We start from the raw sequence: 14,164 nt of genomic DNA, 5'->3' as shown, positions 1-14,164 counted from the left end.
CACTCATACGTTAAATCGGCCGGGGGATGGGCATTCTGGGTGGGGCCGTTTTCCACATCAGATCAATTTCTTCTGGAGTGAGGCCATAGGCTTGGTTGACTAAATCTGAGAGTTGAATTTCTAGGGTGAGAGCTTCGGCATTGCGGGCCTGGATTTGGGGGGCATAGTCTTGGTAAACATCTCGCAATTCTTTTAAGGCTTTGGGGTTTAGGCTGGTTCCTTTGGGTTTTCTGATTCTCACTTCTTGGACAAACTGATCACCATCCAAATTGGCAAAGTTCTCTAATTTTTGGCCGAGTTTAAGAATCGCTTGTTCTGTTTGGAGCCAATCATATACCTCTCTATGGCTGGCCTGGTTTTGTTTGGTGAGTTCAATTAAGCGACTAACTTTTGGTTCAATTTGTGACTTTATTTCATCGGTAGTCGGGGGAATTGGTAAGGTTTCTGTGTATATGTTTTTGAGCCGTAACACTTCATCTTTGCCGTGAGCAGCATTACGCCATAGCCATGCCCATATTAGTGGTGAATTGATAACTGCTAATAACCAAAGATTATTTGTAGGTAAGATAAAACATAAGTCGTTGGTATAAAAATTATTATAATCAAAACAAAATTTTGCTCCCCACGCTAAATCAGGCCAGATTATTTTAGGTTGTTCAAATAAATCCGTAGAAGATGGAGGAGCTTGTAACTGCCACCATAATTGTTTTCCTGCTCTTTTCTCTAATTTCTCACCGTATTGAGTTAAATGTTCCCTGACAATAGGGTAATTTTCTATTTGAATCTCTTTATGCGCTAGAATCATCCACAAGTTTTGCCAATCTGGATTCCAGCGTTTAACATCCTGGCCTCTTAAGTAAGGTTTGATAATTTCTACACTCTTGGGATCAAGATTAACTAATTTGTTTTTGGTTGCATTGTCAATTAAGAAAGCCTCATTTAAACCCGTTTTAATACCGTAATAGGGTGAATGTCCTACATATTCCTTAAGTGGAATCCCCACCGATTGAATCTTCTGCATCAAAGCATCAACTTCTGGGGGTTCAAGGCTCCAGGCCTGTTCCGTAAAGCGAGTCCAAGGAATATCAAACCCTTCCTGCTGCACATACTGAGGCAAACTAATCTCTGGCAACTTCTCACGGGGAACTGGACACACCCGCACTGTTGAAGCTGGATGATTCACCGTTTCAGGCTTACGCATCGAGACAATACAGGGAAACACTTCAGCATCAGGAAAAATTGGGGCATGACCAAAATCTAGAATTTGCTCAAAGATAGAATTCTCAGTAAAGAACCGCCGCAATGCTTCCCCATAGCCCGCCTTGAACCACTTATTCGTGACGATGTAGGACAGCACCCCCTCCGGCTTAAGAATCCTTAACCCCTGCTCATAAAAATAGACATAGAGATCAGCCACCCCATCAAAAGTCTGGTAATGGGTTTGTAAATAGGGCTTAAATGGGGTGAGTCGTTCCTGGCGGACATAGGGCGGATTCCCCAGCACCACATCAAACCCACCATCCGCAAACACATCAGGAAACGCCGCTAGCCAATTAAACGCTAAGGGATCATAACTAGGATCAGAAACAATAGAATTGCCAACCTTGATATTGTCATCCAAGTAAGTTAACGCCTTTTCCTTCTTGGCCGTCTTTAACCACAGGGATAACTTGGTAATTTCCACAGACTCCGGCCATAAATCAACCCCAAACAAATTTTTATTTAAAATAGTCTCGTCTAAATCAAATAAACTCCGCTGCCCCACCACATCCGCCGCCACCTTTCCCTTACTTTGTTGATCCACTGCCAAAGCGGCCAAGGCTTCATTCACCCGCTCATACTCTCGGTTTAGATAATCAAACGCCGCAATCAAAAATGCCCCCGAACCACAGGCCGGATCAATCACCCTGGTTTTGAGCAAAATATCTCGATAGTCCTCCCAAAACTTAACCTCAGTGTCTCGCCGTTTCTTGGTCGCTTGCTTGGGAATGGTATCTAATCCGAGTTGTTGAGATAAAACGGCTTCCTTTTGCCTTAAATATCCCCCCAATGCCACCTCGACAATGTACTGAGTAATAAATGCCGGAGTGTAATAAACCCCCTGAGTCTTGCGCTTGCCTTGCTTTTGGTTAAACGATTGCCCCGCCGCTAGAGCCTTCAACTCCTCCAGATCACTAACCGACTGCTCAAAAATATGCCCCAAAATGTTGACCGACACTTCCGTATCAAAATCAAACCGAGTTAAATCCTTAAGCTGGCCACAGAGTTGATCCGTAACCTGAAGCTGCTCATCTAAAAGAGAATCCAGTTTGAACAGGCCGCCGTTATAGCCCGGAATGGGTGGATCCTCATTCCCCTGATCGACCCACCGAAAAATGGCTTTGTAGTTCTCCCAAATGGGCCTGGGGTTGTAAGGATCTCGATGCTCATAGGCTTTTTGGATCGTCTTATCCGGCAATAACCCCCGATCCTCGCAAAAAGCAATAAACAACACCCGATCCAAGACCTTCTGGGCTTTTTCGATCAGGACAGTATCTCGATTTTCGATGTCATTTGGGGCCGTGGCCTGGAAATGCTGGGCTAAATCAACCCGGACTTGCTTGTATTGCTCATACAGGGCATTAGTAATCGCTGCCTCGGCTTCATTGGACTCAGCTAATAGTTCATCAATCCGTGACCGGGCCTGGGGTTGATTGGGTAAAAAGTTCTCTCGACACAGCAGGAAATAAAACCGCTGAAACGCCTCCATCTCCCCCAAGTCCAGCAAGCGAAAGATTTCACAATAGGCCGGGGTCTTACTGGTTTGATACAGCCGAATTTCCCGATAGTTCGAGACAATCACCCATTTACAATCCGGTGTGTAATTGGCATATCGCCACCCTTGATCTACTGCTGATTCCTTCCGGCCTGGGGCAACCCGATCCAAATCATCCTTGGCCCCCTTTAACTCAATCGGTGCAATCACCCGCCCGGATAACTTAACCCCGCCTTTGGCCTGCACAGTAGCCGTAAAGAACCCCAACGCCCCATCAGCCGAACCGCCCCCATCAGAAATCGTTTGCTCGGCATGAATCTCCCAGGCCTGGCCACCCCCCGCAATCACGGATCGATAGCCCAATATGGCCTGGAAAATATCAGCTAAAAAACTGCCATGCAGCGAGGTTTCCTTAATCTCATCCAACGTCCCAGACTGCAAAACATCAATCCACTGCAAAATCTTCCCTTGTCGCTCAGGTAAGTCAGCCGGAAACGTAAACGCCCGAATTGCAGCATTTAGAGTTCTGTCATGAAAAAGCGGGTTTGTGGGTTGTCGAGACATTGTGACGCAAGATCATCTCTTCCCATACTGTAATTCGAGTGTCCTTAATCCGGGGCCGGTTGCCACAAATCCCTGAACTTTTTTTGGATCAGTTATCGGTGATCTGGACATTCACAGACCATTATTTTATGGGTCGCCTGGGATTCGAACCCAAGACCAATCGGTTAAAAGCCGAGTGCTCTACCGCTGAGCTAGCGACCCACTACTTTGCGCCTTAAATTCAAGGCATTTACCAAGGTAACATATCCAATTTGCTCTTGGATAGTAGGTTCTATTTAAGCAGGGTGTAGGTAAATAGTGTCACCCAGCCGAGTTCCATAAATTTGGGCTGCAGAACCTTGGTTAATGGCAATTTCAAGCCAACCATGACTACCGATCAGGGCAATGGGCTGGCCTGGAGAGACTTCGCTGTAGATGTGCATCAACGGTAAAGTTAGGGCCTGGTACTGAACCATCCACGTCCCGCCTTGACAGAGTGTTTTTGGCAAGGTTGAGATGACATTCCCAAAATGATCAATGCCTTGAATAGTTCCCCGCCAACCAGAGGAGGTTTGTTCAGGCTCCAGGCCAGGTAAACAGATTAAAGAAGCCGGATCAATCGGGTTCCCCAGAGAACTGAGTCCTACTCCCAAGGATAAATGGGCTGCTACGGGGGCAAAAATATCTCGGCCGTGGAACGTGGTACTAATTTCCAATGGGAGCCAATAGTCTGGATTAGTTAACTCCACAGCTTGGTTAACCTGGGCCTGGTGCAGCACTCCTGTAAAAATCCCATTATCTGGGCCAACTAAAACCCCTTGACTCGTTTGGATGGCCAGGCCCCGGCGACTACTACCTACTCCTGGATCCACCACCGCTAGATGAATGGTCTGAGGATTAAAGTAGGGCGTGGCCTGGCGGAGTTGGAACATTGCGGCATGACAGTCGTGAGGAGCAATGCCATGGGTCAGGTCAATGATGGTTGCGGTGGGGTTAATTTGGGAAATGATGCCGCGCAGAATTCCTGCATAAGAATCTTGATAGCCAAAATCAGTCAGCAGGGTAATCATCGAAGTAAGTGTGAAAGCAGCCGACATCAGCAGACTGGTGTAATCTACGACTAAATCATGTAATAATTCCCGATCATTTGAGAACTATTTTACGGAATGCAACCATGTTGAATGACACCGACCGGGTACAAGTCCTCAGTGAAGCGTTGCCCTATCTCCAGGCCTTTGCCGGACGCACGGTAGTTGTCAAATATGGGGGTGCAGCGATGAAAGACAGCAACCTGAAAGCGACAGTGATTCGGGATATTGTCTTTATGTCCTTTGTGGGAGTCCGACCCGTAGTAGTACATGGGGGCGGCCCAGAAATTAACACGTGGCTGACCAAACTCAACATTGAACCCCAATTCAAGAATGGCCTGCGAGTGACTGATGCCCCAACAATGGATGTGGTAGAAATGGTTCTGGTGGGGCGGGTCAATAAGGAACTGGTTTCCCTGATTAACCAGGCCGGGGGTCAGGCGGTGGGACTGTGTGGCAAAGATGGAAACCTCATCCAGGCCCGGAGTCAGGGACAAGATGGGATTGGCTTTGTTGGCGATGTTCAAAGTGTGGATATTCGCGTGGTCTCAACCCTAGTTGAAAAAGGCTATATTCCCGTCATTTCCAGCGTTGCTGCCGATGAAACCGGCCAAGCCTACAACATCAATGCCGATACCGTGGCGGGGGAAATTGCGGCTGCCTTGGGGGCCGAAAAACTGATTTTACTGACAGACACCGCCGGAATTTTACGGGATTACCACGACCCCAGCACCCTGCTCTATAAACTGGATATTGCCCAGGCCCGCGAACTCATTCAAGACGGCACAGTATCTGGTGGCATGATTCCCAAGGTCAACTGCTGTATCCGCTCCCTCGCCCAAGGTGTCAAAGCAGCCCATATCATTGACGGGCGGATTCCCCATTCCCTACTTCTAGAAATTTTCACCGACTCTGGGATTGGCTCCATGATTGTCGGTTCTTCCTGTTAAACCCATACCCAGCTCTACCTCCATGGCCAGTCCCTTCAGCAGCTTTGATCCCAACACCCTCTTAACCTTAGAGGAAGCTCAAGCCATAGAACAAACCGTCCTCCCCGCCCAAGAGCGATTTTTAATCCGGGTGGCTCTCTATTCCCTGCGCTACCTGAAACCAATGGCCGAGCAAGAGCAGATTTCCCTTAATCAACTGAGTCCAGAGCTAATTTATCAATGGCTAGAGCAGGACGAAACACTTCTGGGAGAAGAACACCAATCCCCTGGCTTCCTCACCTGGTATGGACAATTTTTGATCGCCTCCCTAAATCAACTCAGACAGGCCGGCGAGTTTTGCCAGGTTAGTCCAGAAGAATTGAGTTTGGCGCAAGTCATTACTTGGTTTCGGGCCCAGGCCCAAGCGCGATTGAGTCCCTAGGCAAACTGGAAAAGGGGAAAGACCAAGAAGATGAATGCTGAATCCCCGCAAATCTTAACTATTAGCTTCCCGATCCAAGGCCAACTCGACCTGACGAAACTCTTGCTCAAGGCGGGTTTTCAGTTTTTCTGGGACGGGGCGATTGGGATAAGAGCTATAGTGACCAGCCAAAGAATTTAAGGCGGTTCGCATCGTCGTAAAGGAAGTCAAGCTGGTCAAATTGTCATCACGGCGATAAAGGGCAATAAAGCTATTAATCTTGGTGCGGGCATCGGCCTGGGCAGCAGCTTTCGTGGGATCATCTTCAGGCAAGGCAATGGCCTGGCGGAGGCTATCAATCACAGCGATGGTGTCTTGGCGAAAATTACCACTCAGGCCTGGGGGAGTATTACTACACCCGGTTAAGCCGATTGAGATCACTAGGACTAGGCTGAGGGCAAAGCTTAAGAAACGCTTCATAAAAGTTAAACCAGTCGGGAAAAAGAGCCTGAAGATATTTCTAATATTTCCATATCCCTAGAATCATCCGCTAGAGAATAAGGAAATATCGCGAGTTACCCAGACAGTCCCGCCCGCAATCTTAGGAAATTGTTAAGTAATTATGAGAATTTTGGCAAGAGTTGTTAAGATAATTAACATTATGATTCTCTTACTCTTGCTGGTTATTGGATTAGTGATTTGGTCGGTACGGCTTCTTCAAGGAGCTTATCGACTCAAGGATTCGTCCTTAGCAATTGCTAGTGTGTTGGTGGCTATCTCGGCTGGGGGAGTCGTGATTGTTTATGGCTTAATGGATGGCTGCTTGGGGCAATTTAGCCAAATGGGTCTAGCCCAGGCCAATGCCGACCTTGAAATTATCATGTCTGGAGACCCCGAGCTAGTCTCAACAGCGGTCACTACTGCACCAAATCTCTAGGGCTTCAGTTTTCTCACCCGTTGTGGTGAAGCCCATCACGTTAAGATATGAGTATTTTTCAGACAGATTAGGTAACGTTTATGTCCCTTTTGTCCATCGCTGCGGCAATTGCTGTTCTCGGACTCCTGATTTTCGTCCATGAATTAGGGCATTTCTTAGCCGCACGGACTCAGGGGATCTACGTTAATCGCTTTTCCATTGGCTTTGGCCCAGTCCTGTGGAAATATCAGGGTCCCGAAACTGAATACGCCCTGCGTGGGATTCCTCTGGGTGGATATGTGGGGTTTCCCGATGATGATCCGGATAGCCCGATTCCTCCTCAGGATCCCAACCTTCTCAAAAACCGCCCAGTTTTAGATCGGGCAATCGTTATTAGTGCTGGGGTATTAGCTAATCTTCTCTTTGCCTTTCTCCTCATCTTGACCCAGATGGGGATCTTTGGAATTCCGCAAATTACCTATCAGCCAGGGGTAGTTGTACCACAATTGGCGACAGAAAGTAGCTTAGTTGCCCTTCAGGCTGGTATCGAAGCTGGAGACCGAATTACAGCAGTCAATGGCTATCCCTTAGAAGCCAAAGCCGAAAGCCTTACTTACTTGATGTCACAAATCCAATCCCACCCAGGGGAACCACTGCAGTTAGAAATTGTCCGAGGGGATACAACCCAAAACCTAACCATTGTGCCGGAGTTAGGAGAAGATGGCCGGGCCAAGGTGGGTGTGCAATTGGCTCCCAATGTAGAAGTGACGCGTCAACAGACCCTTAACCCAATCCAATTGGTAGGCGCGGCGGCGCAAGAGTTTGAGCGGATTACCCAGTTAACAGTCACGGGATTTATTAAGCTCTTTCAGCACCTCGATCAAGCCGCCTCACAAGTGTCTGGGCCGGTAGCGATTGTGGCCATTGGGGCTGATATTGTCCGCTCTAATTTTGGCCAGTTATTTCAATTTGCCGCCCTGATTAGTATTAACCTAGCCGTAATTAATATTTTGCCCTTACCGGCCTTAGATGGGGGTCAACTGGTCTTTTTGCTGATTGAAGGGCTGCGGGGTAAACCTTTACCAACTCGGATTCAGGAAGGGGTCATGCAAACGGGCTTGGTTTTATTGTTGGGCTTAGGGATGGTTTTAATTGTCCGCGATACGGTCAACTTAACTGGCCTAGCCTGGATGCAGCAGTTATTTTAAAAGCTCCATAGCCTGAGTCAAACCCATACTTAAAAAACCTGCCCAGAATGACATCATTACCCCGGCATGGGACTGTCGATGCTGATGTTAAGAGTCTAACTGGTGATGATCTCTGGCCAGTGGGAATGAGGTGACATTGAGAAGCTTGTCATGGTGGCTCATCCTTACCCGGCCAGGGGGAAAGTCACAACCGTAGAACATTCTCAATCTGCCTTTCCTTACATGCCCTATCTTTACCCCAGACACAGTAACGTTAAGGAACGCGTCTATGTCTATCAACGGTCATGAATTAGATGAGTTTTGCCAATCGTGACGGGCCTGGAAGGCTTGGCCTAATCTAGGAGTGTTGGCAAAGGGGATGAGGTGGTGATGTGAGTGAACTGGAACTAAATCCATGGTTGGGTATGTTTTAATTCTGGCGGTTATTATCTTGGGTGGGGCGATTGCAACCGTCGGCGATCGGCTGGGGTCAAAGGTCGGTAAAGCCCGTTTATCTCTCTTTAATTTACGTCCTAAGCAAACCGCCGTTTTAATTACCATTCTGACGGGGAGTTTAATTGCTGGTTCAACGCTGGGCATATTATTTGCAGTTAGTAAGGAACTGCGGGATGCTGTGTTTCGGATTGAATCAATTCAACGTCAACGCCAAGCCGCAGAAGTAGAACTCAAAACCGCTCTCATTCAGAAAAATTCGATTGAATCGGATCTAGCGGCATCCCAGGCCAACCTTTCCCAGGTCAAAACCCAACTAGCCGGAGCCACAAAGAGCCTCAAAGCCGCCCTTACCCGCCAGGCCCAGACCCAACGCTTATTTGAACAACTCCAAGCCCGCTATCGCCAAACCCAGGCCAACCTTATCCAAGTCCAGGCCAAAAGCCGCACCCTGCAAACCGAAATTACCCGTCTCCAGGCAGAACAAACCACAGCCTTGCGTCAACTCCAGACTGCCCAAGGTCAACGCCAAGAACTCGAAATAGCTGTCACTAAGATACAAACGCGTCTTGCCGCTGCCGAACGCCAAAAACAAACCCTTGAGGACTCCATTGCCACCATTCAGACCCAACTCGCCACTGCCGATCAACAACGCCAAGCCCTTTTGGATCAACAAACCAAACTCCGATCTGAAATCAAGACCTTAGAAACCAGTCGCCAACGCCTTGAAGAAAATGTCGAAGTCCTCCTCCTGGGTTTAAGGCGCGGGACAATTTCGATTCGGGCTGGACAAGTCTTAGCAGCTGGGGTGGTGAAAAACATTGATACCCCCACCAAAGCCCAACAGGCCATTGAAGAATTTCTTCGCCAGGCCCGGCGCAATGCGATCATTTTGAATAGTCCCCAAAACATTAAACCCACGGATCAAGTCATTCAAGTTACAACCGCTGATATTGAGCGTCTCATGCAGCAGTTATTAACGGGTAAGACATACAGCGTGCGCATCCTAGCCGCAGCCAACTATCTCCAAGGAGAGGCCAATATCTTAGTAGTCCCCCAGGCCGCAGAAAATAGCTTGATCTTTGAGCCAGGAGCCACGATTGCCCGCATTAATCTCAGCCCTAGTAAAATGAGTGATGAACAAATTTTGCAACGCTTAGATGCACTCTTTACCACCTCCAATCAACGGGCTATTGAAGCTGGAGTGTGGCCAGATCCGGTCAGTGGTACTGTCGGAGCCTTTGATCAGATCGAATTAGTCAAATTTATTTTGGCTTTAAGAAACTATCCAGGGGATATTGAAATCAGTAGCATCGTTCCCCAGGCCATCTACACGTCTGGACCAATGAAGCTGGAGTTAGTCGCGCGACAAAACCAAAAAATTATTTTACGGGGCGGCTAGGTATCACTATTCAAGAGCAAAAGCAAGCTTTCGATAAACTAGGTTGGTTCCTTCGGTTTTAACCAACTCGCAAATTCTCTGGTAAAAGTCCCGGCTAAAATTGCGACCCGAATCCGTTGGGTAAAACAAATCAATTCCGTCAAGTTGTGAATCGCCAAGAGGGTAAACCCCAAGACTTCCTGAGAGCGGATTAAATGACTTAGGTAAGCCCGACTAAAATTTTGGCAGGTATAACAGGAACAGGTTTCATCCAGGGGAGTAAAGTCCGTTTTGAAACGAGCATTCTTGAGATTCCAACGTTCTCCTTGCACCAAGGCACAGCCATGACGGGCCAGGCGCGTGGGAATGACACAATCAAACAAATCAATTCCGGCGGCAATGGCTTGGGCCATTTCCCGATAAGTACCAACTCCCATGAGATAGCGGGGCTTATCTTCCGGTAACAGGGGCGTAGTTGCTGCCACCACTCCGGCAATTAACTCCGGCGGTTCTCCCACACTCACCCCACCAATGGCATAGCCGGGTAAATCGAGCTTGACCATTTCAGTCGCACAGGCCTGGCGCAAATCTAAATACACCCCTCCCTGAATAATCCCAAAAAGAGCCTGGGGATGAGACTGTGGGTCATGAGGACGGTCATAGTGAGCCTGGTAACAGCGATATAACCAGCGGATTGTGCGCTCTGTAGCAGCCTGGACTTGATCGCGAGTGGCTGGATAGGGGGGACATTCATCAAAGGCCATAATCACATCCGCCCCCAATCGCCCTTGAATCTGCATCGCGATTTCTGGACTAATGAAAATCTCTCGTCCATCTTTGGGAGACTTAAATAGCACCCCAGCATCGCTAATAGCCCGCATTTGACTGAGGCTAAACACCTGAAAGCCCCCAGAATCCGTCAAAATTGGCCCAGGCCAACCCATAAAGCGATGCAATCCCCCCGCCGCCGCAATAATTTCTTCACCAGGTTGCAAATGCAAGTGATAGGTGTTAGCCAAAATCATTTGCGCCCCAGTGGTGGCCAGTTGGGCCGGGGTGACTGTTTTCACATTGGCGAGGGTTCCCACCGGCATAAAGCGCGGGGTTTCAATAATTCCGTGGGGGGTATGAAAAACACCGGCACGAGCTTGGGTCTGGGGACAACGGGCCTGGCAGTCAAACTTAAACACGGGGGCCTAGATAATAGAGCATTGCTCCTCAATGATCCCATACCCAAGAGCGCATCCAATTTTTTCAGGCGCAACTAGCCGGACTCCCTCACCAGGAACCGGCAGTTATTCAGGACTATCCACCATCACGACTAGGGGGTAATCCTCAGATCAGAATCAGATCAGGAGTTATGGCTCACGGTAATCGGTAACTCAGGCCAGCGGCTTTTGATGACCAGCCTGCTTTATTTCTGTCATTAAAGGAACTCCTTTCATCAATATTTACAAGAGTTTATGTAATTTCTGCCATATTCCGACCGACATATAGGAGTCTGTGGCATGATCATTTAGTAACCTACGATGCTGTTTTTTTGATACAGGAGTCATCTATGTCCCTCCAACTCGGGGATGTCGTACCCAACTTTACCCAAGATTCTTCCGAAGGCGAAATTAACTTTTACGATTGGGCCGGAGATAGTTGGGTGATTCTGTTCTCACACCCGGCGGACTATACCCCCGTTTGTACCACCGAATTAGGGGTTGTGGCCAAACTGCAAGACGAGTTTGTCAAGCGCAATGTCAAAACCATTGCCCTCAGTGTTGATGATGCCAATTCCCACAAGGGCTGGATCGGTGACATTAATGAAACCCAAAACACCACGGTCAACTACCCAATTTTGGCAGATGGGGATAAAAAAGTTTCCACCCTTTACGGGATGATTCACCCCAACTCCAGCACTGGCAACACCTTAACAGTCCGTTCCGTATTTATCATTGACCCCAACAAAAAATTACGCCTAACCCTTACCTACCCTGCCAGCACGGGCCGCAACTTTGATGAACTTTTGCGGGTGATTGATTCTCTACAATTGACGGATTATCACAGTGTTGCCACCCCAGCGAACTGGAAGGATGGGGATGATTGTGTTGTGGTTCCCTCGATTCCCACGGATGTCGCGCGGGAAAAATTCCCCAAAGGCGTTACTGAGGTCAAGCCCTACCTCCGGTTAACTCCCCAACCCAACAAGTAAGTTCACCTATGATCTCAAGTGAGATATTGAGATAATCTTAAGCGTTATCTGAGTCAAGAATGCCCTAATTCCCAAACTTAAAACTCTAACGGTCACTGTCGGTAGCTTTTTCTTTAATCGAGATCAGCTATGGGCAGTTTTTTTTGGCCTGGGTGATTTTTAATTTCACGTCTAGCTGCCCGTTTAAGCCCCCTGATTTTGGGCGAACAAGAAAATGTATCTTCAGGGGAGTCAACCCATCTTCAACAGGCGCAGAAATGACTCTACATTCAACAATTCCACAGGCCAAGATCTCAACTGGGGATAACGAGTCAGAATCTCAGCAGATTGAAAAAATTTATTCCGATCTTCAAAGCAGTTTCCAGGTTTTCTAGGCTCAGTCCTGATTTAAGAACAAAAGAATTTACTACCTCAATGCACAATCCTGACTTAAGCAGTTCACTAGAACATAACCGCATATTTTCTTTTTTTAATAGTCTCTGATCTACTAATTCTAGATAAATAGATCTTCTTATAGTAGTAGTAGGGCCTGTGGAAACTGTGGAAAACTTTTTGAAAGTCTCTTTCCATAAGGGATTGAACCACTTTAAGCCTGTGGAAAACCTGTGGATAAAGTAGGTAAGTTTTCCACAGGACATTAAATTTTGTAATCTTTTTCCACAACTCCTTCATGTTTTCCACAGGTTTTTCCCAAGGTTTTCCACAGAAAATAGGCACTTTTCCACAAAACTCTGCTTGAATCTTATTGAGTTCTGAGGTTTTCCTCAGGCTTCGGCGGGGCGACTGGCAAGATTAATCCGGTCGCTGAGTTGTCTCAAAAGGGAACCCATTTCCGGATCGGTGCGCTGAAGTTCTGTCACTTTTTCACAGCTATACATCACGGTCGTATGATCTTTGCCGCCAAATTCTTCGCCAATTTTGGGTAAGCTCAACCCGGTGTATTGACGCATCAGGTACATCCCCACCTGGCGGGCCACGCTAATTTCTCGCCGCCGTGAGTTGCCTTTGAGGTCTTCAATTGCAATGCCAAAGGACTCTGTAATCACGTTGAAAATAATTTCTGGTGAGGCTTCAATTTTTCGATTGGCAGGATTTAAAACTGGGGCAATATTTTCCACAGTCATAGATAAGCCAGAAATTGAAATATAAGCCACAGCCCGAATTAACGCGCCCTCTAGTTCGCGGATGTTCGAGGTGTAGCTAGAGGCAATGTATTCCACAACTTCCCTCGGTAAGCGAATGTTTTCGTACTCGGCTTTTTTCTGGAGAATCGCCATTCTAGTTTCTAAATCTGGCGGTTGAATATCCGCAATCAGGCCCATAGAAAAACGTGAACACAGTCGTTCTTGGAGCCGGGGAATTTGGCTCGGGGGGCGATCTGAGGCGAGAACCACCTGTTTACCGGCTTCATGGAGGGTGTTAAAGGTGTGGAAAAACTCTTCTTGGGTGTATTCTTTGCCTTCAATAAATTGAATATCATCGACCAAAATGACATCTACGGCCCGATAGTGCTCCCGAAAAGTTTGCATACTATCTTTGCGAATTGCCGCAATTAGGTCATTGGTAAATTGCTCTGTGGAAACATAGAAAATTTTGGCCTGGGGGTCAATTTCGAGCCGATAGTGGCCAATGGCCTGCATCAAATGAGTTTTTCCCAGGCCGACTCCTCCGCAGAGAAAGAGGGGGTTAAATTCACGGCCTGGGGACTCGGCAACTGCTAAACAGGCCGCGTGGGCCATGCGGTTATTGGGCCCAACCACATAGCGGGAAAAAACATACTTGGGATTAAGTTCGCCAATGCGGTCACGACTGGGGGCTGGGGGCGGGACGAGCAAAGAGGGGCCAGATTGATTCGGTACCAGCTCCATGGTTTGGGGAGGAGGATTAGGTATCTCTGTTGACTCTTCACTGCCTTGGGCAATCGCTAAGCGGATATCCACCGGATATCCCATTACATCATGGGCAACATCAGAGATGGTTTTTAGATAGTACTTATGCAGCCAATTACGGGCAAAAGGATTTGGCATACAGACCACCAGCACCTTACCATCAAAGCTTTCCACAGTGGCAGTTTTAATCCAGGTTTCAAAGGTGGGGCGGCTGAGGAGGAGTTGTAGTCGCTCTAGAATTTGATTCCAAAATGTTTCTGGGGAAATCTCCACACTGGCCTCTGGGGATGCAAACTGGGAATATGAATTTGGATTGGGCATGGTATAATCAGAATCCCGCTTAGAAATACCTAAATGGGAAAAATCTATTTGATTTTTTGCTTGCAATAATTCATCACGGCT

At 47.7% G+C, this 14,164-nt stretch carries 11 protein-coding genes and 1 tRNA gene; 6 read left to right on the top strand and 6 right to left on the bottom strand.

The features are described 5' to 3' along the window. Positions 1–10 precede the first annotated feature (10 nt). The 3 genes from SYN6312_RS00070 to SYN6312_RS00060 all read right to left on the bottom strand — a co-directional run bounded on the left by SYN6312_RS00070 (position 11) and on the right by SYN6312_RS00060 (position 4,395). The gene (locus tag SYN6312_RS00070; RefSeq protein ID WP_015122816.1) at positions 11–3,319 is read right to left on the bottom strand and encodes an Eco57I restriction-modification methylase domain-containing protein; all 3,309 of its coding nucleotides are present in this window, start codon (positions 3,317–3,319) and stop codon (positions 11–13) included. Positions 3,320–3,448: 129 nt separating this feature from the next. Continuing rightward, a tRNA-Lys gene (locus tag SYN6312_RS00065) sits at positions 3,449–3,520 on the bottom strand. 74 nt (positions 3,521–3,594) lie between these two features. Beyond that, the gene (locus SYN6312_RS00060) at positions 3,595–4,395 is read right to left on the bottom strand and encodes an S-adenosyl-l-methionine hydroxide adenosyltransferase family protein (RefSeq protein ID WP_015122815.1); all 801 of its coding nucleotides are present in this window, start codon (positions 4,393–4,395) and stop codon (positions 3,595–3,597) included. A gap of 77 nt (positions 4,396–4,472) precedes the next feature. On the opposite strand from SYN6312_RS00060, the gene argB reads away from it, so the two are divergent. Together argB and SYN6312_RS00050 are read left to right on the top strand one after the other, a co-directional pair. Further along, entirely contained in the window at positions 4,473–5,336 is an 864-nt protein-coding gene (gene argB / locus SYN6312_RS00055; protein WP_015122814.1) for an acetylglutamate kinase, read from the top strand. Positions 5,337–5,358: 22 nt separating this feature from the next. Continuing rightward, entirely contained in the window at positions 5,359–5,757 is a 399-nt protein-coding gene (locus SYN6312_RS00050) for a hypothetical protein (protein ID WP_015122813.1), read from the top strand. A gap of 54 nt (positions 5,758–5,811) precedes the next feature. Here the strand turns inward: SYN6312_RS00050 and psb27 are convergent, their stop codons facing one another. Continuing rightward, on the bottom strand, positions 5,812–6,216 hold the full coding sequence (gene psb27 / locus SYN6312_RS00045) for a photosystem II protein Psb27 (RefSeq protein WP_015122812.1): 405 nt from the start codon (positions 6,214–6,216) through the stop codon (positions 5,812–5,814). A 181-nt stretch (positions 6,217–6,397) separates the two neighbouring features. On the opposite strand from psb27, the gene SYN6312_RS00040 reads away from it, so the two are divergent. From SYN6312_RS00040 to SYN6312_RS00030, 3 genes are all read left to right on the top strand, one after another. Beyond that, positions 6,398–6,673 (top strand): hypothetical protein, encoded by a 276-nt coding sequence (locus tag SYN6312_RS00040; protein WP_015122811.1) that lies wholly within the window; start codon positions 6,398–6,400, stop codon positions 6,671–6,673. Positions 6,674–6,753: 80 nt separating this feature from the next. After that, positions 6,754–7,860, top strand: a complete 1,107-nt coding sequence (gene rseP, locus SYN6312_RS00035) for an RIP metalloprotease RseP (RefSeq protein WP_015122810.1) — start codon at positions 6,754–6,756, stop codon at positions 7,858–7,860. Positions 7,861–8,254: 394 nt separating this feature from the next. After that, positions 8,255–9,694: a DUF3084 domain-containing protein gene (locus SYN6312_RS00030; protein ID WP_015122808.1), complete on the top strand. Its 1,440-nt coding sequence runs from the start codon at positions 8,255–8,257 to the stop codon at positions 9,692–9,694. 38 nt (positions 9,695–9,732) lie between these two features. Here SYN6312_RS00030 and tgt read toward each other — a convergent pair whose 3' ends face one another. Then, positions 9,733–10,863 (bottom strand): tRNA guanosine(34) transglycosylase Tgt, encoded by a 1,131-nt coding sequence (gene tgt, locus SYN6312_RS00025; protein WP_015122807.1) that lies wholly within the window; start codon positions 10,861–10,863, stop codon positions 9,733–9,735. A 368-nt stretch (positions 10,864–11,231) separates the two neighbouring features. On the opposite strand from tgt, the gene SYN6312_RS00020 reads away from it, so the two are divergent. Beyond that, complete coding sequence (locus tag SYN6312_RS00020; RefSeq protein ID WP_015122806.1) at positions 11,232–11,873, top strand: peroxiredoxin; 642 nt, start codon at positions 11,232–11,234, stop codon at positions 11,871–11,873. A gap of 764 nt (positions 11,874–12,637) precedes the next feature. On the opposite strand, the gene dnaA is transcribed toward SYN6312_RS00020, so the two are convergent. Then, positions 12,638–14,083, bottom strand: coding sequence for a chromosomal replication initiator protein DnaA (gene dnaA / locus SYN6312_RS00010; protein WP_015122805.1), 1,446 nt, complete (start codon positions 14,081–14,083; stop codon positions 12,638–12,640). Positions 14,084–14,164: the final 81 nt, after the last annotated feature.

The sequence above is a fragment of the Synechococcus sp. PCC 6312 genome (assembly GCF_000316685.1).
Classification (GTDB): Bacteria; Cyanobacteriota; Cyanobacteriia; order Thermosynechococcales; family Thermosynechococcaceae; genus Pseudocalidococcus.
Note: the sequence above shows the minus strand (reverse complement) of the source record. Positions and strands in the feature narration are given on the sequence as shown.